Raw genomic sequence first — 20,627 nt, forward strand, 5'->3', positions numbered from 1 at the left:
GGTCGCGCTTGGCTAATTGGTATTACCAATTTACAACCGCTGTCGGCTAGGTTAAAAGCCTTATGAGGCATGTGTCAATTTGCCGCCCTAAATCTTTTGTCTGACAAAACGTCGGCATGGCATCTGATGGGGTGTTTGCGATTGCGTCTGGCAGGTGTCTGAAGCGCGCTAATCAGCGAGAATGGCGGCCCCGGCGCGTGGTCGGGAAGGGTGGAGAGGGTTATGGGGTTTGATCAGATTCGTCAGCGCCGTTTGTCTGACGATATTGTCGAGCAGCTTGAGGGCATGATCCTTGAGGGCACGTTGAAGTCGGGCGAGCGGTTGCCGGCTGAGCGTGCGCTGGCTGAACAATTCGGGGTGTCGCGCCCGTCGTTGCGCGAGGCGATCCAAAAATTATCGGCCAAGGGGTTGTTGGTCAGTCGCCAGGGCGGCGGCAATTATGTCGCCACGTCACTGGGGTCGACCTTCAGTGATCCCCTGTTGCAACTGCTTGAAAGCAACCCCGAGGCGCAACGCGACTTGTTGGAGTTTCGGCATACGCTGGAAGCGTCCTGCGCGTTTTATGCCGCCTTGCGCGCTACGGACGTGGACCGCGAGCGGCTGCGTCTGGCATTTGAACGGTTGCAGGATTGTTACGCACGGGTCGATGAAGTCAGTCGTGCCGAAGAGGGCGAGGCGGACGCGAGTTTTCACTTGGCGATAGCCGAGGCGAGCCATAACGCGGTGTTGTTGCACACGATTCGCGGGTTATTTGATTTGCTCAAACGTAACGTGGTGACGAATATCGGCGGGATGTACAAGCAGCGCAGCGAAACGCGAGACATGCTCATCAGTCAGCACCGGGAGTTGTACCTGGCGATTATTGAGGGACGTGCTGAGGATGCGCGGGAGGTGGCCAGTCGCCATCTGATGTATGTGCAGGAAGTGCTGGAGGAGGTGCGCCAGGAGGTTCAGCGAACGGCGCGTGCTGAGCGGCGCAATGGTTTGTAGGGGTAAAACCTTCAGCAACAGCAATGCTCGCGATTGAGATCACCCCAGTCATCGGGTTGAACTCATCGCGAGCAGGCGGGCAGCAGAAGAGGTTTAGTCTTCCTTGCCCTTGTTGCGTACCGCGCGTTGCAGCTCGCGATCGGAGTCGCGCTCGCGTTCGGTATGACGCTTGTCGTATTCCTTTTTGCCTTTACCGAGGGCAATTTCACACTTGATCAAGTGCTTGCTCCAGTAAAGGGAGAGGCAGACGCAGGCGTAACCCTTCTGCTGCACCGAGGCAAACAGCTTTTCAAGCTCGCGCTTGTTGAGCAGCAGTTTGCGGCTGCGCGTCGGGTCGGCAATAACGTGCGTGCTGGCGGTCGTCAGGGGGGCAATGTGGCTGCCTAGCAACCAGGCTTCACCGTCCTTGAGTAGCACGTAGCTGTCGACCAGCTGTGCCTTGCCTGCACGCAGACTTTTTACTTCCCAGCCGGCCAGGACCAGACCAGCCTCGAACCGATGTTCGATGAAGTAATCGTGTCGCGCTTTTTTGTTCTGCGCGATGGTCCCTGTGGGGTGTTTCTTCTGTTTAGCCATAGGGGCGGCATTATAGGCAGTTGCGAGCAAGTCGGCTACGGGCACCTGCGTGCTTGAGCACGTAGGTTGAATCCCGGACAATGCGCCCTCTTTTTTATCGGTTGGGCGTAGTAACGATGTCGACAGACAAGGTTTCTGTCCACGGCAGTTGGGCAAGCCGTTGGGTCTTTATTCTCGCTGCGACCGGTTCTGCCGTGGGTTTGGGCAGTATCTGGAAATTCCCCTACATGGTTGGCGTCTACGGTGGTGGCGCGTTTGTGCTGGTGTTTTTGGCGTGCATCGCGCTGATCGGTGTGCCGGTGATGCTGGCCGAAACCTTGATCGGACGCCGTGCGCGGCTCAGCCCGGCGAATGCCTTGAAGGTGCTGGCGGTAGAGGCGGGTCATTCGGCGCGGTGGTCCTGGTGGGCTTTCGCCGGGATGATTACGGCACTCCTGATTCTGTCTTTTTACAGTGTGGTCGGCGGCTGGTCGCTGGATTACATCCTCAATATGGGCAAGGGCGACTTTCAAGGGGCGACGGCCGATCAGGTCGGGGCGTACTTCGGTGACGTCATCGCTGACCCGTGGCGCCTGACGTTTTGGCATACCGCGTTCATGGTGTTGTCTGCTTTTGTCATCGCCAAAGGCGTGGTGGCGGGGCTTGAGCGCAGTTTGCGCATCATGATGCCCATTCTGTTTGTGCTACTGCTGGTGTTGCTCGGCTACAGCATGACCACTGGGCATTTCATGGAAGGCGTGCATTTTATGTTCGACTTCAACCCGGATCGGGTCATGGACGGTCTACTGGCGGCGATGGGCCATGCGTTCTTCTCTCTGAGCGTGGGTGTGGGTTCGATCATGATCTACGGCGCGTACATGCCGAAGAATGCGTCGATCTCCGGCACGGTTGTGGGCGTTGCGCTGATCGATACCTTTGTCTCATTGCTGGCGGGCCTGGCTTTGTTTCCAATTGTGTTTGCGTCGGGATTGAACCCCGGTGAAGGGCCGGGCCTGATGTTTGTGACCTTGCCTTTTGCTTTCGGCAACGTCGCATTTGGCCAGTTGATGGGTGTGGTGTTTTTTGTGTTGGTGGCTGTCGCGGCCTGGAGTTCGGCGATTTCGTTGCTGGAACCGATGGTGGCTTATCTGGTTGAACGCACCAAAATCCGTCGGTTGTGGGTCACCTTCTGGTTGGCGTTCAGTTGCTGGTTTGTCGGTCTGGGCACGGTGTTCTCGTTCAATATCTGGAAGCAGGCCAAATTTTTCGTGAACCAAGAATCCGGTTTCCACCTCTACCAATGGGGCGCGGAGCAGGGGCTGGACTTCTTTGGTGTCGTCGATTTCCTCACCTCGCGTATCATGCTGCCTTTGGGTGGACTGTGTTTCGTAGTCTTTGCGGGCTGGATCATGGGCCGTGGTGCTGTACGCGACGAGTTGTCGATGCGCAGCCCGGTGTTGTTCGCCTTGACTCTTTTTTTGATGCGCTATGTGGCGCCACTCGGCATCCTGATCGTGTTTGCCGCCCAGCTGTGGAAGTAACGCTGACATGACTACCCATATCCAACGCTCCGCCTTGCTGCCTTATCCTGCGCAGGCTTTGTATGACCTGGTCAATGATGTGGCCAAGTACCCCGAGTTTTTGCCATGGTGCTCATCGGCCGAGATCCTTGAGAGTACCGAAGTGCTGATGCGTGCCCGTCTTGGCGTGGCCAAGGGCGGCTTGAGCCAGCACTTTGTAACGCGCAATACGCTGGTGCCGGGCCAGTCGATTGAGATGAATCTGGAGGAAGGCCCGTTTACCAAATTGCATGGTGTATGGGTGTTCAAGCCGTTGGGCGAAAAAGCCTGCAAGATCAGCCTGGACATGACGTTTGATTATGCGGGCGCGATTGTAAAAGCCACGCTGGGGCCGTTGTTCAATCAGGCTGCCAATACGTTGGTTGATGCGTTTTGCCAACGTGCCAAGCATTTGTATGGCTGAGCCAATGATTGCCATTGAGGTGGTGTACGCCTCGGTTGAGCGTCAGCGTTTACTGGCGATGACCGTTCCTGAGGGTACCAATGTGCGTTCAGCTGTTTTGGCATCGGGTTTCGGTGAGGTGTTTCCAGAACTGGATTTGACGAGTTGCCCGGTCGGCATTTTTGGTAAACAGGTCAGTGATTCTGAAAATCGTGTGTTGCAAGCCGGTGATCGCATCGAAATTTACCGACCGCTGCTGGCTGACCCCAAAGAAATTCGTCGCCAACGGGCGGCGAGAGCCGCTGAGGCCAAGCGTCTTAATCCTTAAACCTGTTTTTTCGCAGGCAACAAAAAGCCCGGCATGCCGGGCTTTTTTGTACCGAACGTTTATTGGTCGGTGGTATCCAGAGGTTCTGGTGTCGGGACAGGTACTGTTTCGACCCCGTCGACATCCTTCTGGATCTGGTCGAGCAATGATCCAGGCTTGGCCGGAACTTCACTCTTCTCGGTCGGAGCAGCCGGTGTGGTCACATTTGCGCCACCGTCTTTGCCGAGAATGGCTTCGTCTTTGCTGACGCCAGGCATGAAGTCGCCTGACAAGCTGACGAGCTGGTCGTTTTCATTGAAGAACACGCTGACGCGTTCCTGTTGGCGTTCACCGCCGCCTGGTTGGAGGCTATACAAATAATCCCAACGATCCGGATGGAATGTATCGGTCAGCAGGGCGTTCCCCATGATAAACCGCACTTGCCGGCGGGTCATTCCCGGGCGTAACTGGTTTATCATGTCCTGCGTGACGACATTGCCCTGCTGGATGTCGATTTTGTAAACCCCGGGGAATGAACAACCGGCGAGTGCGAGCAGTCCCACAAAGGTGAAACTGGTTAGCAAGAGCTTGGTGTTTTGCATCGGTGGGCGACTTCCACTATCTTGGCTGGGACAACGTAAACGCCGATCATACCCGTATTAAGAGAAGCTGCGAAGCGGCTTCCGCGAGAAAGCTAACCATGGTTGAAAATAGCGAACTACGTAAGGCCGGACTTAAGGTGACTCTGCCACGAGTCAAAATTCTACAAATGCTTGATTCTGCTGATCAGCGTCACATGAGTGCCGAGGACGTTTACAAGGCGCTTATGCAGGCAGGCGAGGACGTCGGTCTGGCCACGGTTTACCGTGTGTTGACCCAGTTCGAGTCAGCCGGGCTGGTGATCCGCCATAATTTCGATGGCGGTCATGCCGTGTTTGAGCTGGCCGACGCAGACGGTGGTCATCACGACCATATGGTCAACGTTGAAAGCGGCGAAGTGATTGAGTTTTTCGACGAAGACATCGAAAAATTGCAGCATGCAATTGCCGAGAAGCACGGCGTTGAGCTGGTGGATCACAACTTGGTGCTCTACGTACGTAAGAAAACCAAGTAAGCAGGTCACGCGAATTTCGGTTTGCGAAACGATCGAAGGCGACCTTAGGGTCGCCTTCGTGCTGTCTGCTGAATGACCGTTCGTCGTTAAGCGGTCTGATTCTTGGCTGAAACGACCATTTTCTTGGCATGCGCCAAAGACTCTTTAGTCAGGTCGATGCCGCCCAGCATGCGCGCTACCTCTTCCACACGTTCTTTTTGGCTCAGTTTGGATACTGCTGTGCGGGTAGCCTCGCTGTCCCGAACTTTGTGCACGAACAGATGCTGGTGGCACTGCGCAGCGACTTGAGGCAAGTGTGTAACGGTCAATACCTGGCCGCGATCGCCGAGGCGGCGTAGCAGTTGACCCACGATCTCTGCTGTTGGACCGCCGATACCGACGTCTACCTCGTCGAATACCAGTGTCGGAACGCGCGAGGTTTGTGCGGTGATCACCTGAATCGCCAAACTGATACGTGACAGCTCACCACCGGACGCTACTTTAGCCAGTGCTTTGAGCGGCTGTCCGGGGTTGGCGCTGACCAGCAGTTCGACGTGTTCCAGGCCGAAAGGCTGTGGGTCGGAGCAGTTTTGCGGTTTTAACTCAATGACGAAACGGCCTCCCGGCATGCCAAGGCGCTGAATTTCTTCTTCTACAGCGCTGCCCAGACGCGTAGCGGCCTGAGTGCGAATGTTGCTGAGCTCGCGCGCGCACTCTTGATAATGACGTGCAAACGCTGTCAGCTCATTGGCCAGCCTTTCGATGGATTCATCATTGGCGTTCAGCGTTTCAAGCTCATCCATCAATTTTTGTTGCAGGGCATAGACCTCGGTAGGCTGAACGCGATGTTTGCGTGCCATGGTGTAGATCGAGTCGAGACGCTCCTCCAAGTACTGCAGGCGCCGCGGGTCAGCATCGAAATGATCGAGAAAACGATTGAGCTCACCGACAGCTTCTTCAACCTGTATCTGTGCACTGGCAAGCAAATCCGAGGCTTCATTCAGTGCGCTGGTGTTGTTATTGACGCTGGCCAAACGATTAAGGCTGCCAGTCAGGGTGTTGAGCACGTTGCCTGCGTCGCTTTCACTGCATTGCTCAACCACTTGGCGGCAAATTGAAAGTAACGCTTCAGCATTGGTGAGGCTTTTGTGTTCCTGCTCCAGTTCTTCCAGTTCGTTTTCAGCAAGCGCCAGGTTGTCCAGTTCTTCGAGTTGATAGCTCAATAACTGATGGCGAGCTTGCTGTTCATCCCCGGAATTGGAGAGGTGCTCGAATTCTTGTTTGGTTTGGCGCCAGCGTTGTGCCGCCAGCTGGACTTGCCGCGCCAGGTCGGTGGCGCCGGCATATTCATCCAGCAGTCGGCGGTGCGTTTCGGGCTTTAGCAGCGACTGGTGTTCGTGCTGGCTATGAATGTCGATCAACAACTCGCCAAGGGCTTTGAGATCGCCTTGGGGGCAAGGTGTGCCGTTGATATAGCCGCGAGAACGACCTTCGCTGGTAATGACGCGGCGCAGAATGCAGGGCCCGTCGTTCTCAAGATCCCGTTCGGCCAGCCATGCCTGGGCTTCTGGAATTGCCTGCAGGTCGAAGGTGGCGAGAATGTCTGCCTTGTCGGCACCAGGACGTACAACGCCACTGTCCGCACGGTCGCCCAGCGTTAACCCCAGCGCATCGAGCATGATCGATTTACCGGCGCCGGTTTCGCCAGTGATTACACTCATACCGCGATCGAGTTCCAGATCGAGATGTTCAACGATGGCGTAGTTGTGTACGGACAGGTGCACCAGCATGGGGGCCGCTCCAAAACGTAATGTCTGGTTATTTATACAGTGTTTTTGAGCGGGCTGACAATGGGCAGTCTTAGTTCGATTTACACCCGAATTCCTGTTTTTTAGCTCGTTTTGTTTTTTGTGATCGAAAGCGCCGGGTCGAGATAACTCATGTCTTCCGTTTTTTTGGCTCTTGAACCTGAGAATTGCGACCCCATATACCTTGGCACAAGCGCGAACGTGAATTCGCGGACAAAGTTTGAAAGGAGAAATCTATGGCAGACGAACAGACTATGGATACGCAGAACCAAGACGCTAATCAGGCCGCCGATGCATCAGGCGAAGATCTGGTAGCCCGCGTGCAGGTGCTTGAAGAGCAACTGGCAGCCGCCAATGATCAGGCTCTGCGCGTAGCTGCCGATCTGCAGAACGTCCGCCGCCGTGCCGAGCAGGACGTTGAGAAAGCACACAAATTCGCTCTGGAAAAATTTGCAGGCGATCTGCTGCCAGTCATTGACAGTCTGGAACGTGGTCTTGAGCTGTCGAGTCCTGATGACGAGAGCATTCGTCCGATGCGTGAAGGCATCGAACTGACGCTCAAAATGTTCCAGGACACCCTTAAGCGTTATCAGCTGGAAGCCATTGATCCGCACGGCGAACCGTTCAATGCCGAGCATCATCAGGCAATGGCGATGCAGGAAAGTGCTGACGTGGAGCCCAATAGCGTGCTCAAGGTGTTCCAGAAGGGCTATCAGCTCAATGGTCGCCTGCTGCGCCCCGCGATGGTCGTGGTAAGCAAAGCGCCAGCACCGGTTTCGCCTTCAATTGATGAACAGGCTTGAAATCGGTCGCAAGGCCCCCATTTAGAAGTCAAGCGTTTAAGTAATGCCGCAGTTGGTCATTACTGCTGCGGCAAAAAAATTCAAATTTAGGGAGAGTTAACATGGGCAGAATTATCGGTATTGACCTGGGCACCACCAACTCGTGTGTGTCGGTTCTGGAAAACGGCAAGGCAAAAGTTATTGAAAACGCAGAAGGCGCGCGCACTACGCCGTCGATCATTGCGTACGCCAACGATGGCGAAATTCTGGTTGGTCAATCGGCCAAGCGTCAGGCAGTGACCAATCCGCATAACACCCTGTACGCGGTGAAGCGTTTGATCGGTCGTCGTTTTGACGAAGAAGTTGTACAAAAAGACATCCAGATGGTGCCTTACAAAATCGTCAAGGCAGACAATGGTGACGCTTGGGTTGAAGTGAACGGCCAGAAAATGGCACCGCCACAAATCTCGGCTGAAATTCTGAAAAAAATGAAGAAAACCGCCGAAGATTACCTCGGCGAGCCAGTGACCGAAGCTGTTATTACAGTTCCTGCTTACTTCAACGACAGCCAGCGTCAGGCAACTAAAGACGCAGGTCGTATTGCCGGTCTGGACGTTAAGCGCATCATCAACGAACCTACCGCGGCTGCTCTGGCTTACGGTATGGACAAAGCGAAGGGCGACCACACTGTCATCGTTTATGACTTGGGTGGTGGTACGTTCGACGTGTCGGTCATCGAAATTGCTGAAGTGGATGGCGAGCATCAGTTTGAAGTGTTGGCTACCAACGGTGATACGTTCCTGGGTGGTGAGGACTTCGACATCCGCCTGATCGACTACCTGGTTGACGAGTTCAAGAAAGAAAGCGGCATGAACCTTAAAGGTGATCCGCTGGCGATGCAGCGTCTGAAAGAAGCTGCTGAAAAAGCCAAAATCGAACTGTCTTCGAGCCAGTCGACTGACGTGAATCTGCCTTACATCACTGCAGATGCCACCGGTCCTAAACACTTGAACGTGAAGATCTCTCGCGCCAAGTTGGAATCGCTGGTTGAAGATCTGGTTCAGCGCACGATCGAACCTTGCCGTCTGGCGCTGAAAGATGCCGGCATTGATGTGGGTGCAATCAACGACGTCATCCTGGTGGGTGGTCAGACCCGTATGCCGTTGGTGCAGAAGCTGGTAACCGAGTTCTTCGGCAAAGAAGCACGTAAAGACGTGAACCCGGACGAAGCGGTTGCCATGGGTGCTGCTATCCAGGGCGCGGTACTGGCTGGTGATGTTAAAGACGTGCTGTTGCTGGACGTAAGCCCGCTGACTTTGGGTATCGAAACCATGGGCGGTGTAATGACGCCTCTGATCGAGAAAAACACCACGATTCCTACCAAGAAATCGCAAGTGTTCTCGACAGCTGACGATAACCAGGGCGCAGTAACGATTCACGTGCTGCAAGGTGAGCGTAAGCAAGCGGCTCAGAACAAGTCGTTGGGCAAGTTCGACCTGGCTGACATTCCACCTGCTCCACGTGGCGTGCCTCAGATCGAAGTGACTTTTGACATCGATGCCAACGGTATCTTGAACGTAAGTGCGAAAGACAAGGCGACTGGCAAGTCTCAGTCCATCGTGATCAAGGCTAACTCGGGTCTGTCCGAGGAAGAGATTGCTCAGATGGTGCGTGATGCTGAAGTCAACGCTGAAGAAGATCGCAAGTTCGAAGAGCTGGCAGCTGCACGTAACCAGGGTGATGCACTGGTGCACTCGACCCGTAAAATGGTCGCCGATGCGGGCGATAAAGTAACCGAGGAAGAGAAAGCTGCGATCGAAGCTGCTGTAGTGGCTCTGGAAGCTGCTGTTAAAGGCGACGACAAAGCGGCTATCGAAGCCAAGGTTGAAGAGCTGTCCAAGGTGTCGGCTCCGGTTGCTCAAAAGATGTACGCTGAGCAAGCGAACCCTGCGGACGCAGCGTCCAAGCCAGCTGATTCGGCTGAAAAAGCGGATGACGTTGTCGACGCTGAGTTCGAAGAAGTTAAAGACAACAAGTAATCAGCTTGTTTGTCGGCCGGTTGACCGTGTGTAAGCGGTGACTGGTAGGATGTCGCCGCGCGGGAGCTAGCTCCCGCGTTGGCGTGTCTGGAGTTGAAGAATTTTTACAGCATGCGACAAGGTCGGGTGCTGGCGGTCTGGTTCGAAACTTTCTTGTATTTCGGCCTGAAGTGACCGCTCCTGTCAGCCAATGCTTTGGCTGTTAATCAGAAACCAAAATCGTTGAAAAGACGTGAGTCGAGACTGATCTCTATCGGGCTTGGCGGGTTTGGTGAGGCTCGGGAGGGTTTTGCCGAACGTCCTTGAGAGTGCAAAGAATTATGGCAAAGCGCGACTATTACGAAATTTTGGGTGTTGAACGCACCTCTACCGAGGTGGAGCTGAAAAAAGCTTATCGCCGTCTCGCAATGAAGCATCACCCGGATCGCAATCCGGATGACAAAGCATCTGAAGAGCTCTTCAAGGAGGCCAATGAGGCCTATGAAGTGCTTTCGGACTCAAGCAAACGTGCTGCTTACGACCAATACGGCCATGCTGGCGTAGATCCGCAGATGGGTGGCGGCGGCGGTGGTTTTGGTGGGCAGAACTTCTCCGATATTTTCGGTGATGTGTTCAGTGATTTCTTTGGTGGTGGTCGTGGCGGCTCCCGGGGCGGTGCTCAGCGCGGTAGCGATTTGCGCTATACGCTGGAGCTGGATCTGGAAGAGGCTGTTCGCGGTACAACCGTCAATATTCGTGTTCCGACGCAGGTTAATTGCAAGCCGTGCGACGGCTCGGGAGCCAAGAAGGGTTCTTCGCCGGTCACGTGCCCAACGTGCGGCGGCATTGGTCAGGTGCGCATGCAGCAGGGCTTCTTCGCCGTGCAGCAGACCTGTCCGCGTTGCCATGGTCAAGGCAAGATCATTTCCGACCCTTGCGACAGCTGCCATGGTGCGGGTCGTGTCGAAGAGTACAAAACCCTCTCTGTAAAAGTGCCTGCTGGCGTTGATACGGGTGACCGCATTCGTCTTTCCGGTGAAGGTGAGGCGGGGGTTCAAGGGGGCCCTACCGGCGACCTGTATGTTGTGATCGATGTGCGTGAGCACGCGATTTTCCAACGCGATGGCAAGCATTTGTTCTGCGAGGTGCCAATCAGCGTGGCGGACGCAGCGCTTGGTGCTGAGCTTGAAGTGCCGACGCTGGATGGTCGGGTGAAGCTGAAAATTCCGGAAGGTACTCAGACCGGCAAGCAGTTCCGTTTGCGCGGTAAGGGTGTTGCGCCCGTGCGTGGCGGTGGTGCGGGTGATTTGATGTGCCGCGTCGTGGTTGAGACGCCTGTCAAATTGAGCCGTCGTCAGCGCGAGCTGATGGAGGAGTTCCGCACAACGCTCGAAGGCGATAGCAGTCATTCGCCGAATGCCACGGGCTGGTTTGAAGGCGTCAAGCGCTTCTTCGGCGATTTGTAAGGGACGAGACATGCGACGTATAGCTGTGATGGGCGCTGCCGGGCGCATGGGTAAAACGCTGGTCGATGCCGTTCAGCAGCGCTCGCCGCTGGGTGGGCTTACGGCGGCTATCGTTCGACCGGGGAGCACGCTGGTGGGCGCTGATGCTGGCGAACTGGCATCTCTAGGGCGCATCGGTGTGCCGTTGTCGTCCAGCCTGGAGGCGGTCATTGACGAGTTCGATGTGTTGATCGACTTCACGTTGCCGGAGGTAATGCTAAAAAACCTCGAAGGATGTCGTCGCTCGGGCAAAGCCATGGTGATTGGTACGACCGGGTTGACACAGGCTCAAAAGAACTTGCTGGCCGAGGCGGGTAAAGACATTCCGATCGTGTTTGCGGCTAACTTCAGTGTGGGGGTCAATCTGTCGCTCAAGCTGCTGGATATGGCGGCGCGAGTGATGGGGGATGATGCGGATATTGAAATCATTGAAGCGCATCATCGTCATAAAATCGATGCGCCGTCGGGCACTGCGTTACGCATGGGTGAAGTGATTGCGGATGCACTGGGGCGTGATTTGGAGAAGGTCGCGGTTTACGGTCGCGAAGGTCATACTGGTGCTCGTGAGCGTGAAACCATTGGTTTCGCAACCGTGCGTGGTGGCGATGTGGTGGGTGATCACACCGTGTTGTTCGCTACTGAAGGCGAGCGACTCGAAATTACCCACAAGGCTTCCAGTCGCATGACCTTTGCAAAGGGTGCCGTTCGCGCTGCGTTGTGGCTGGAAGGGCGCAAGCCCGGTCTCTACGATATGCAGGATGTGCTCGACCTGCGCTGATTCCCCCCTGTAAAATCCGGCTGTTGCTGTACCAGCAGCCGGATTTTTAACCGCTAAGCGATTTCCTGTCGCATTCCCATGCCTTTAAGGCTTTTTAGCGGTAGACCAAAAAAGCATTTTTCTGTAACCTACAGCTTTAGTGTGTCCACTAAAAGCGCGCAGATAATTCGATGAAGAAGCGGGGTGACGTGTCCATACGTCACTCCGCTTTTTTACAACCTGCGATCGCCCTTTCAGGCTTTATTTACGGGAGGTCTTCTTGACTAAGCAAGCCATACTCGCCCTTGCTGATGGCAGCATTTTTCGCGGCGAAGCCATTGGAGCCGACGGTCAAACCGTTGGTGAGGTCGTTTTTAACACCGCAATGACCGGCTATCAGGAAATCCTTACCGATCCTTCCTACGCTCAGCAAATCGTTACCCTGACTTACCCGCATGTAGGCAATACCGGTACTACCCCGGAAGATGCCGAGTCTGATCGTGTCTGGTCCGCAGGTTTGGTTATTCGTGATCTGCCTTTGGTTGCGAGCAACTGGCGTAACACGATGTCGCTGTCCGATTACCTGAAAGCCAATAATGTTGTGGCGATTGCAGGCATTGATACCCGTCGCCTGACCCGTATCCTGCGCGAGAAAGGCTCGCAAAACGGCTGCATCATGGCGGGCGATAGCATCTCGGATGAAGCGGCCATTGCAGCTGCGCGTGGTTTTCCGGGCCTGAAAGGCATGGACCTGGCGAAAGTCGTCAGCACCGAAAAAACGTACGAGTGGCGCTCCAGTGTCTGGAACCTGGCGACCGACAGTCACCCGACTATCGACGCCTCCGAGCTGCCTTATCACGTTGTGGCATACGACTACGGCGTGAAGTGGAACATTTTGCGCATGTTGGTAGAGCGCGGTTGCCGCGTAACCGTCGTGCCGGCTCAGACCCCAGCCAGCGATGTACTGGCGTTGAATCCGGATGGCGTGTTCCTGTCCAACGGCCCAGGCGATCCAGAGCCTTGCGATTACGCAATCAAAGCCATCCAGCAAGTGCTGACAACCGAAATTCCAGTATTCGGCATCTGTCTTGGTCATCAACTGTTGGCGCTGGCCTCCGGTGCCAAGACGGTGAAGATGGGTCATGGCCACCATGGTGCTAACCACCCGGTGCAGGATCTGGACACGGGCGTTGTGATGATCACCAGTCAGAACCACGGTTTTGCGGTGGATGAAGCGACGTTGCCTGCCAACGTGCGTGCGATCCACAAGTCGCTGTTTGACGGCACGCTGCAGGGCATCGAGCTGACCGACAAGAGCGCATTCAGCTTCCAGGGCCACCCTGAAGCGAGCCCGGGCCCGAACGACGTAGCACCGCTGTTCGACCGTTTCATCAACGAGATGGCCAAGCGCCGCTAATCCTTTTCCTAGATGAAGTCGTCCAAGGCGGCCCCGAATACCGGCGGCCCTTGGAGGCTTCAGGAAAAAGACTACCGGCTTGCCCACTGACCTGCGGATTTGAGTGACAAACCCATGCCAAAACGTACAGACATAAAAAGCATTCTGATTCTCGGCGCTGGCCCGATTGTTATCGGCCAGGCGTGTGAGTTCGACTACTCCGGCGCTCAGGCCTGCAAGGCACTGCGTGAAGAGGGTTACCGCGTCATTCTGGTGAACTCCAACCCGGCCACCATCATGACCGACCCGGACATGGCCGATGCCACGTACATCGAGCCTATCAAGTGGCAAACGGTCGCCAAGATCATCGAAAAAGAACGTCCGGATGCCCTGTTGCCTACCATGGGTGGGCAGACGGCGCTGAACTGTGCATTGGACCTGGAGCGCGAAGGCGTTCTGGAGAAATTCAATGTAGAGATGATTGGTGCCAATGCGGACACCATCGACAAGGCTGAGGATCGTTCGCGTTTCGACAAGGCGATGAAGTCGATCGGTCTTGATTGCCCGCGCTCTGGCATTGCTCACAGCATGGAGGAGGCTAACGCCGTTCTCGAGAAGCTTGGCTTCCCGTGCATCATTCGTCCGTCCTTCACCATGGGCGGCACGGGTGGTGGTATTGCTTATAACCGCGAAGAGTTTGAAGAGATCTGCTCCCGCGGCCTGGATCTATCTCCAACCAAAGAGCTGCTGATCGACGAGTCGCTGATCGGCTGGAAAGAGTACGAGATGGAAGTTGTCCGCGATAAAAAGGACAACTGCATCATCGTCTGCTCGATCGAGAACTTCGACCCGATGGGTGTGCACACCGGTGACTCGATCACTGTTGCGCCTGCACAGACCCTGACGGACAAGGAATACCAGATCATGCGTAACGCCTCGCTGGCGGTACTGCGTGAGATCGGCGTCGAAACGGGCGGTTCCAACGTTCAGTTCGGTATTTGCCCGGATACTGGCCGCATGGTCGTCATCGAAATGAATCCGCGCGTGTCCCGTTCGTCCGCGCTGGCCTCCAAAGCCACGGGTTTCCCGATTGCGCGTATCGCTGCCAAGCTGGCGATTGGCTATACCCTTGATGAGCTGCAAAACGAAATCACGGGTGGCAAGACGCCAGCCTCTTTCGAGCCTTCTATCGACTACGTCGTGACCAAAATGCCTCGCTTCGCCTTCGAGAAGTTCTCCAAGGCTGATGCGCGACTGACCACGCAAATGAAGTCTGTTGGCGAGGTTATGGCCATTGGCCGGACTTTCCAGGAGTCTCTGCAAAAGGCGTTGCGTGGCCTTGAAGTCGGTGTGTGCGGTCTGGATGAAAAACTGGACCTGAGCAACCCGGAAAGCATGGCCGTGCTCAAGCGCGAGCTGACAGTGCCGGGCGCTGAGCGCATCTGGTACGTAGCTGACGCATTCCGTGCAGGCATGACGGTCGAAGACATCTTCGGCATGAACATGATTGATCCTTGGTTCCTGGTGCAGATCGAAGACCTGATCAAGGACGAAGAGAAAATTAAGACGCTGGGTCTTGCCAGCATCGACCGCGACATGATGTATCGCCTCAAGCGCAAGGGTTTTTCGGATCAGCGTCTGGCCAAGCTGCTGGGGGTTACCGAGAAAAACCTGCGTCGCCATCGCCACAAGCTGGAAGTGTTCCCGGTTTATAAGCGTGTTGATACCTGTGCAGCCGAGTTCGCCACCGACACCGCCTACATGTACTCGACCTATGAGGAAGAGTGTGAAGCGAATCCTTCGGATCGCGACAAAATCATCATTCTGGGTGGCGGTCCGAACCGTATTGGTCAAGGTATCGAGTTTGACTACTGCTGCGTACACGCGGCTCTCGCGTTGCGTGCTGATGGTTACGAAACCATCATGGTCAACTGCAACCCGGAAACAGTTTCGACGGACTACGACACTTCGGATCGTCTTTATTTCGAGTCTGTCACTCTGGAAGACGTTCTGGAAATCGTACGGGTCGAGAAGCCAAAAGGTGTGATTGTTCAGTACGGCGGTCAGACGCCACTGAAGCTGGCGCGTGCACTTGAAGAAGCTGGCGTGCCGATCATTGGCACCAGCCCGGATGCAATCGACCGTGCTGAAGACCGTGAGCGCTTCCAGCAAATGGTCGAGCGTTTGAACTTGCGTCAGCCGCCAAACGCAACCGTGCGCAGTGAAGATGAAGCCATCCGCGCGGCCAGCAAAATCGGTTACCCGCTGGTGGTTCGTCCTTCCTACGTGCTGGGCGGCCGTGCGATGGAAATCGTGTACGAAGAGGAAGAACTCAAGCGCTACCTGCGTGACGCGGTGAAGGTGTCTAACGACAGCCCGGTTCTGCTGGATCACTTCCTGAACTGTGCCATCGAGATGGATGTTGACGCGGTTTGTGACGGTGCGGATGTCGTGATCGGCGCGATCATGCAGCACATTGAGCAGGCAGGCGTTCACTCGGGCGACTCCGCTTGCTCGTTGCCTCCTTACTCGCTGCCACTGCACATCCAGGACGAGATGCGCGAACAGGTCAAGAAGATGGCGCTGGAGTTGGGTGTTGTCGGCCTGATGAACGTTCAACTGGCACTGCAAGGGGAAGACATCTACGTAATTGAAGTGAACCCGCGCGCTTCGCGCACCGTTCCTTTTGTCTCCAAGTGCATTGGTGTCTCACTGGCAATGATTGCTGCGCGCGTCATGGCAGGTAAAACCCTGAAGGAAATCGGTTTCACCAAAGAAATCATTCCTAACTTCTACAGTGTGAAAGAAGCGGTGTTCCCGTTCGCCAAATTCCCGGGTGTTGACCCGATTCTTGGCCCTGAGATGAAGTCCACCGGTGAAGTGATGGGGGTAGGTGATACCTTCGGTGAGGCATTTGCGAAGGCTCAAATGGGCGCGAGCGAAGTATTGCCAACTGGCGGCACCGCCTTTATCAGTGTGCGTGATGACGACAAGCCTTTGGTGGCAGGTGTTGCGCGTGACCTGATCGCTTTGGGCTTCGAGGTGGTTTCCACAGTGGGCACGGCCAAGTTTATTGAAGCGGCAGGATTGAAGGTACGCCGTGTCAACAAGGTGACCGAAGGTCGCCCTCACGTTGTCGATATGATCAAAAATGACGAAGTCACGCTGATTATCAACACAACTGAAGGTCGTCAGTCGATTGCTGACTCTTATTCCATTCGTCGTAACGCCTTGCAGCACAAGATTTATTGCACCACGACCATTGCTGCTGGCGAAGCGATCTGTGAAGCGCTTAAATTCGGCCCTGAAAAAACCGTACGTCGCTTGCAGGATCTACACGCAGGATTGAAGGCATGAGCATAACCAAATACCCAATGACCGTTCAGGGCGCGAAAGCCCTCGAAGAAGAGCATGCGCACCTGACGAAGGTTGTTCGGCCCAAGTTGAGCCAGGACATTGGCACGGCACGGGAGCTGGGTGACCTGAAGGAAAACGCTGAATATCATGCAGCTCGTGAACAGCAAGGCATGGTGGAAGCGCGCATTCGTGATATCGAAGGCCGCATGCAGAACGCAGTCATTATCGATGTGACGACCATCCCCCATACCGGAAAGGTGATTTTCGGTACGACGGTAGAGATCGCTAACGTTGAAACTGATGAAAGCGTGACCTACCAGATCGTTGGTGAGGATGAGGCTGATTTCAAGCTCGGAAAAATCTCTGTCGGGTCCCCACTTGCTCGTGCCTTGATCGCCAAGGAAGAGGGCGATGTGGTGGCTGTGAAGACACCAAGCGGTGTGATCGAGTACGAGATTGTTGAAGTTCGCCACATCTGAACACAGGCGCCCGCTTCGAGCGGGCGCACTGGTTTGGCAGCTAGCCCAGGTGTTGTGGGTTGGCGGTCTGTGGTTGATGCATTTAGGATTGATGCCGGTGCTGGCCCAAATCGGACTGGCGCCGTTGTTGGTAGAAGAGATCGGCAATACGCTTGAAGTGCTGCTGGTCATATTTTCAGCCGTCTGCGTGTTTGTGCAGGCGCTGGTATTGGCCAGGACTGAGGGCGTTGAGAGTATTTGGCGCGACCTGCGTGGGCAGCTGTTGCTGATGGCGCTGGTCGGTTGTGCGTTGTATCTCGCAGGGCATTCATGGCTGACTGAAGCATTGCGCTGGCAGTCGTTTTTTTACTGGTTGGCTGGCTTTTCGGGTTTGATTCTGGTGCTTCAGCCTATTCCGGGTGAGAGTATCAGGGCGCGCTTTGCACGCCCTTGACCCTTGTCGACATCACTTGAAGCGGTGGATGTTCGACAGTTGCTTGTTTACATTGACGTTCTTGCGGTACAGAAGCGCCATTTTGCCAATCACCTGAACCAGTTCTGCTTTGCCGCTTTTGCAGAGTTCTGCAATGGCAGCCAGGCGAGATTCGCGGTCCAGGATGTTGACTTTGATTTTAATCAGCTCGTGATCGCCCAATGCGCGTTCGAGTTCGGTTAAAACACCTTCAGTCAAACCATTGTCAGCCACAGTCAATACTGGTTTCAGATGGTGGCCAATGGATTTGTACTGTTTCTTCTGCTCTTGAGTGAGCGGCATAATCTGACCCCTGTGTCTGATCTTGTAAAAAGCGGCGGCCAGTTTACCCGAGCGAGTCCCAGACCGCCCAGTTAATCACGACCCGTTTATATTTTTTGAGGTGGCCCGTGGCCCGTTCCAAAACTAGCCTGAATTGGCTGAAAGAACATTTCAACGATCCTTACGTCAAAATGGCGCAGAAAGACGGATACCGTTCGCGTGCCAGCTACAAGCTGTTGGAGATCCAGGAGCGTGATCGGTTGATTCGCCCCGGTATGACGGTGATCGACCTGGGCGCTGCTCCAGGTGGATGGTCGCAAGTGACCAGTCGTCTGATCGGTGGTCAGGGGCGCTTGATTGCTTCCGACATCCTGGAAATGGACAGCATCCCTGACGTGACCTTTATTCAGGGGGATTTCACTCAGGACGATGTGTTGGCCCAAATACTGGAGGCCGTCGGAAATACGCAGGTAGACCTTGTGATTTCAGATATGGCCCCCAATATGAGTGGATTGGCCGCTGTTGATATGCCGCGCGCGATGTTCCTGTGTGAATTGGCACTGGATCTGGCAGGGCGCGTATTGCGACCAGGTGGTGATTTTCTGATTAAGGTCTTTCAGGGGGAAGGCTTCGACCAGTACCACAAAGACATCCGTAAGCTGTTCGAAAAAGTGCAGATGCGTAAGCCATTGTCATCGCGTGACAGGTCCCGGGAGCAGTATTTGCTGGGTCGTGGCTTCCGCGGTATTGAAGGTTCTGCCAGCGATGAGCGTCTCTGACCAGGGCGATAGTTTTATTTGTATCGCTTTACAGATCTGGCATAACGAATATTGTGTAGTCAAAGTTTCACAAAGGGTTACAGACGGAGCCTGCAAGCCTTGTAGGCAATGTAGTAAGTTATGCCGGTGAATATCATGCGAAGCACGCTTTCAGTAGCGGAGCTTGCTTCAGAGGGTAGCTAATTGAACGATATGGCAAAGAATCTGATCCTGTGGTTGATCATCGCCGCTGTCCTTGTGACCGTGATGAACAACTTCTCTAGTCCAAACGAGCCACAAACCCTCAACTATTCCGACTTCATCCAGCAAGTTAAGGATGGCAAGGTCGAGCGCGTAGCGGTTGACGGCTACGTGATTACCGGCAAGCGCAGTGATGGCGATACCTTCAAGACCATTCGTCCGGCAATTCAGGACAATGGTTTGATTGGTGATCTGGTGGATAACCACGTCACTGTCGAAGGTAAGCTGCCAGAGCAGCAAAGTATCTGGACGCAACTGCTGGTTGCGAGCTTCCCGATTCTGGTGATCATTGCGGTCTTCATGTTCTTCATGCGGCAGATGCAGGGCGGCGCTGGCGGTAAAGGCGGCCCGATGAGCTTTGGCAAGAGCAAAGCGCGGTTGCTGTCTGAAGACCAGGTCAAAACGACCTTGGCAGATGTTGCAGGCTGCGACGAAGCCAAAGAAGAAGTAGGCGAACTGGTCGAGTTCTTGCGAGATCCGGGGAAATTCCAGCGCTTGGGCGGTCGTATTCCGCGTGGTGTGCTGATGGTAGGCCCGCCTGGTACGGGTAAAACCCTGATTGCCAAGGCGATTGCCGGTGAAGCCAAGGTTCCATTCTTTACGATTTCAGGCTCTGACTTTGTCGAGATGTTTGTGGGTGTGGGTGCAAGCCGTGTTCGCGACATGTTTGAGCAGGCTAAGAAGCACGCCCCGTGCATTATCTTTATCGACGAGATTGACGCGGTAGGTCGCCATCGTGGTGCTGGCATGGGCGGTGGTCACGACGAGCGTGAGCAGACCCTCAACCAGTTGCTGGTTGAGATGGACGGCTTCGAAATGAACGATGGCATCATCGTAATTGCCGCGACCAACCGTCCTGACGTGCTTGACCCGGCTCTGTTGCGTCCGGGGCGTTTCGACCGTCAAGTGGTGGTTGGTCTGCCAGATATCCGTGGTCGTGAGCAGATTCTCAAAGTTCACATGCGCAAAGTGCCCATTGGGGATGATGTTCAGCCAGGCGTCATTGCGCGGGGTACGCCCGGCTTTTCAGGGGCTGACCTGGCTAACCTGGTGAACGAGGCTTCGCTGTTCGCAGCTCGCACCGGTAAGCGTGTTGTGGAGATGAAAGAGTTTGAATTGGCCAAAGACAAAATCATGATGGGTGCCGAGCGCAAATCCATGGTGATGTCGGACAAGGAAAAACGGAACACGGCTTACCACGAAGCGGGTCACGCGATTGTTGGTCGCGTAGTGCCTGAGCATGACCCTGTTTACAAGGTTTCGATCATCCCTCGTGGTCGGGCATTGGGTGTCACGATGTTCCTGCCTGAAGAGGATCGTTACAGCCTGTCCAAGCGTGCGCTGATCAGTCAGATTTGTTCGCTGTATGGCGGTCGTATTGCAGAAGAAATGACGCTGGGGTTTGATGGTGTCACTACAGGTGCCTCCAACGACATCATGCGTGCCAGCCAGATTGCCCGGAATATGGTTACCAAATGGGGCCTTTCCGAAAAACTGGGTCCTTTGATGTATGCCGAAGACGATGAGTCCTATCTGGGTCGTGGCGGCGGCGGTCAGGGTGCCAATGTTTCGGGTGAAACAGCCAAGTTGATCGACTCGGAAGTGCGCAGCATCATTGATCAGTGCTACGGAACGGCCAAGCAGATCCTGACCGACAACCGTGACAAGCTGGAAGCCATGGCTGATGCCCTGATGAAGTACGAGACGATCGATGCAGATCAGATTGACGACATTATGGCGGGTCGACCTCCGCGTGAGCCGCGTGATTGGGGTGATGGTTCGGGCACACCGACAGCGCCGACGCTGGATAAAACCGAGCGTCCGGAAACACCGATCGGTGGTCCGGCAGCAGATCACTAAGGCTTG

The 20,627-nt window shown here is 55.0% G+C and carries 19 protein-coding genes; 15 read left to right on the forward strand and 4 right to left on the reverse strand.

The window, feature by feature from the left end:
• Positions 1-222: 222 nt before the first annotated feature.
• A complete protein-coding gene (locus tag BKD70_RS01665; protein ID WP_047277571.1) occupies positions 223-990 on the forward strand; it encodes a GntR family transcriptional regulator in 768 nt (255 codons plus the stop codon).
• A gap of 93 nt (positions 991-1,083) precedes the next feature.
• Here BKD70_RS01665 and smpB read toward each other — a convergent pair whose 3' ends face one another.
• Positions 1,084-1,566 carry an SsrA-binding protein SmpB gene (gene smpB / locus BKD70_RS01670; protein ID WP_016783457.1) on the reverse strand — a complete coding sequence of 161 codons (483 nt, stop codon included), beginning with the start codon at positions 1,564-1,566 and terminating at the stop codon, positions 1,084-1,086.
• A 116-nt stretch (positions 1,567-1,682) separates the two neighbouring features.
• Between smpB and BKD70_RS01675 the strand changes: the two genes are divergently transcribed.
• The 3 genes from BKD70_RS01675 to BKD70_RS01685 are packed head-to-tail and all read left to right on the forward strand — an operon-like array spanning position 1,683 to position 3,835.
• Complete coding sequence (locus tag BKD70_RS01675) at positions 1,683-3,086, forward strand: sodium-dependent transporter (protein WP_047277569.1); 1,404 nt, start codon at positions 1,683-1,685, stop codon at positions 3,084-3,086.
• Between the two features lie 7 nt (positions 3,087-3,093).
• Complete coding sequence (locus BKD70_RS01680) at positions 3,094-3,528, forward strand: type II toxin-antitoxin system RatA family toxin (protein ID WP_047277567.1); 435 nt, start codon at positions 3,094-3,096, stop codon at positions 3,526-3,528.
• Positions 3,521-3,835 (forward strand): RnfH family protein, encoded by a 315-nt coding sequence (locus BKD70_RS01685; protein ID WP_080960375.1) that lies wholly within the window; start codon positions 3,521-3,523, stop codon positions 3,833-3,835. The genes BKD70_RS01680 and BKD70_RS01685 overlap by 8 nt, the downstream gene beginning before the upstream one ends.
• A 59-nt stretch (positions 3,836-3,894) precedes the next feature.
• Here the strand turns inward: BKD70_RS01685 and BKD70_RS01690 are convergent, their stop codons facing one another.
• Complete coding sequence (locus BKD70_RS01690) at positions 3,895-4,416, reverse strand: outer membrane protein assembly factor BamE (protein WP_047277563.1); 522 nt, start codon at positions 4,414-4,416, stop codon at positions 3,895-3,897.
• Between the two features lie 98 nt (positions 4,417-4,514).
• On the opposite strand from BKD70_RS01690, the gene fur reads away from it, so the two are divergent.
• Positions 4,515-4,928, forward strand: a complete 414-nt coding sequence (gene fur / locus BKD70_RS01695; RefSeq protein ID WP_047277561.1) for a ferric iron uptake transcriptional regulator — start codon at positions 4,515-4,517, stop codon at positions 4,926-4,928.
• An 86-nt stretch (positions 4,929-5,014) separates the two neighbouring features.
• Here fur and recN read toward each other — a convergent pair whose 3' ends face one another.
• Positions 5,015-6,697, reverse strand: coding sequence for a DNA repair protein RecN (gene recN / locus BKD70_RS01700; RefSeq protein WP_047277560.1), 1,683 nt, complete (start codon positions 6,695-6,697; stop codon positions 5,015-5,017).
• 254 nt (positions 6,698-6,951) lie between these two features.
• Here recN and grpE point away from each other — a divergent pair, with 254 nt between their 5' ends.
• From grpE to BKD70_RS01740, 8 genes are all read left to right on the forward strand, one after another.
• Positions 6,952-7,518 carry a nucleotide exchange factor GrpE gene (grpE, locus tag BKD70_RS01705; RefSeq protein WP_047277558.1) on the forward strand — a complete coding sequence of 189 codons (567 nt, stop codon included), beginning with the start codon at positions 6,952-6,954 and terminating at the stop codon, positions 7,516-7,518.
• Between the two features lie 101 nt (positions 7,519-7,619).
• A complete protein-coding gene (gene dnaK, locus BKD70_RS01710; protein ID WP_047277556.1) occupies positions 7,620-9,536 on the forward strand; it encodes a molecular chaperone DnaK in 1,917 nt (638 codons plus the stop codon).
• A 320-nt stretch (positions 9,537-9,856) separates the two neighbouring features.
• Entirely contained in the window at positions 9,857-10,981 is a 1,125-nt protein-coding gene (gene dnaJ / locus BKD70_RS01715; protein WP_047277553.1) for a molecular chaperone DnaJ, read from the forward strand.
• Between the two features lie 10 nt (positions 10,982-10,991).
• Complete coding sequence (gene dapB, locus BKD70_RS01720) at positions 10,992-11,798, forward strand: 4-hydroxy-tetrahydrodipicolinate reductase (RefSeq protein WP_047277552.1); 807 nt, start codon at positions 10,992-10,994, stop codon at positions 11,796-11,798.
• A gap of 259 nt (positions 11,799-12,057) precedes the next feature.
• On the forward strand, positions 12,058-13,194 hold the full coding sequence (gene carA / locus BKD70_RS01725; RefSeq protein WP_047277549.1) for a glutamine-hydrolyzing carbamoyl-phosphate synthase small subunit: 1,137 nt from the start codon (positions 12,058-12,060) through the stop codon (positions 13,192-13,194).
• A 114-nt stretch (positions 13,195-13,308) separates the two neighbouring features.
• The gene (gene carB / locus BKD70_RS01730) at positions 13,309-16,530 is read left to right on the forward strand and encodes a carbamoyl-phosphate synthase large subunit (RefSeq protein ID WP_047277547.1); all 3,222 of its coding nucleotides are present in this window, start codon (positions 13,309-13,311) and stop codon (positions 16,528-16,530) included.
• A 2-nt stretch (positions 16,531-16,532) separates the two neighbouring features.
• Positions 16,533-17,009: a transcription elongation factor GreA gene (gene greA, locus BKD70_RS01735; RefSeq protein ID WP_047277680.1), complete on the forward strand. Its 477-nt coding sequence runs from the start codon at positions 16,533-16,535 to the stop codon at positions 17,007-17,009.
• Between the two features lie 28 nt (positions 17,010-17,037).
• Positions 17,038-17,442, forward strand: coding sequence for a hypothetical protein (locus BKD70_RS01740; protein WP_047277678.1), 405 nt, complete (start codon positions 17,038-17,040; stop codon positions 17,440-17,442).
• Between the two features lie 12 nt (positions 17,443-17,454).
• Here BKD70_RS01740 and yhbY read toward each other — a convergent pair whose 3' ends face one another.
• Positions 17,455-17,763, reverse strand: coding sequence for a ribosome assembly RNA-binding protein YhbY (yhbY, locus tag BKD70_RS01745; protein WP_047277546.1), 309 nt, complete (start codon positions 17,761-17,763; stop codon positions 17,455-17,457).
• A 107-nt stretch (positions 17,764-17,870) separates the two neighbouring features.
• Here yhbY and rlmE point away from each other — a divergent pair, with 107 nt between their 5' ends.
• Both rlmE and ftsH read left to right on the forward strand, forming a co-directional pair.
• The gene (gene rlmE / locus BKD70_RS01750) at positions 17,871-18,521 is read left to right on the forward strand and encodes a 23S rRNA (uridine(2552)-2'-O)-methyltransferase RlmE (RefSeq protein ID WP_047277544.1); all 651 of its coding nucleotides are present in this window, start codon (positions 17,871-17,873) and stop codon (positions 18,519-18,521) included.
• Between the two features lie 192 nt (positions 18,522-18,713).
• Positions 18,714-20,621, forward strand: a complete 1,908-nt coding sequence (gene ftsH, locus BKD70_RS01755) for an ATP-dependent zinc metalloprotease FtsH (protein WP_047277542.1) — start codon at positions 18,714-18,716, stop codon at positions 20,619-20,621.
• The last annotated feature ends 6 nt before the right edge of the window (positions 20,622-20,627 follow it).

The sequence above is a fragment of the Pseudomonas sp. BS-2016 genome (genome assembly GCF_001806145.1).
Lineage (GTDB): Bacteria > Pseudomonadota > Gammaproteobacteria > Pseudomonadales > Pseudomonadaceae > Aquipseudomonas > Aquipseudomonas lundensis.

Bases quoted from the DNA above. Each gene is read 5' to 3' on its own strand.
- ftsH (WP_047277542.1), top strand. From the start codon at position 18,714: ATGGCAAAGAATCTGATCCTGTGGTTGATCATCGCCGCTGTCCTTGTG.
- BKD70_RS01690 (WP_047277563.1), bottom strand. From the start codon at position 4,416: ATGCAAAACACCAAGCTCTTGCTAACCAGTTTCACCTTTGTGGGACTG.
- BKD70_RS01680 (WP_047277567.1), top strand. From the start codon at position 3,094: ATGACTACCCATATCCAACGCTCCGCCTTGCTGCCTTATCCTGCGCAG.
- smpB (WP_016783457.1), bottom strand. From the start codon at position 1,566: ATGGCTAAACAGAAGAAACACCCCACAGGGACCATCGCGCAGAACAAA.
- fur (WP_047277561.1), top strand. From the start codon at position 4,515: ATGGTTGAAAATAGCGAACTACGTAAGGCCGGACTTAAGGTGACTCTG.
- BKD70_RS01665 (WP_047277571.1), top strand. From the start codon at position 223: ATGGGGTTTGATCAGATTCGTCAGCGCCGTTTGTCTGACGATATTGTC.
- carB (WP_047277547.1), top strand. From the start codon at position 13,309: ATGCCAAAACGTACAGACATAAAAAGCATTCTGATTCTCGGCGCTGGC.
- grpE (WP_047277558.1), top strand. From the start codon at position 6,952: ATGGCAGACGAACAGACTATGGATACGCAGAACCAAGACGCTAATCAG.
- BKD70_RS01685 (WP_080960375.1), top strand. From the start codon at position 3,521: ATGGCTGAGCCAATGATTGCCATTGAGGTGGTGTACGCCTCGGTTGAG.
- dnaK (WP_047277556.1), top strand. From the start codon at position 7,620: ATGGGCAGAATTATCGGTATTGACCTGGGCACCACCAACTCGTGTGTG.
- yhbY (WP_047277546.1), bottom strand. From the start codon at position 17,763: ATGCCGCTCACTCAAGAGCAGAAGAAACAGTACAAATCCATTGGCCAC.
- dapB (WP_047277552.1), top strand. From the start codon at position 10,992: ATGCGACGTATAGCTGTGATGGGCGCTGCCGGGCGCATGGGTAAAACG.
- BKD70_RS01675 (WP_047277569.1), top strand. From the start codon at position 1,683: ATGTCGACAGACAAGGTTTCTGTCCACGGCAGTTGGGCAAGCCGTTGG.
- recN (WP_047277560.1), bottom strand. From the start codon at position 6,697: ATGCTGGTGCACCTGTCCGTACACAACTACGCCATCGTTGAACATCTC.
- dnaJ (WP_047277553.1), top strand. From the start codon at position 9,857: ATGGCAAAGCGCGACTATTACGAAATTTTGGGTGTTGAACGCACCTCT.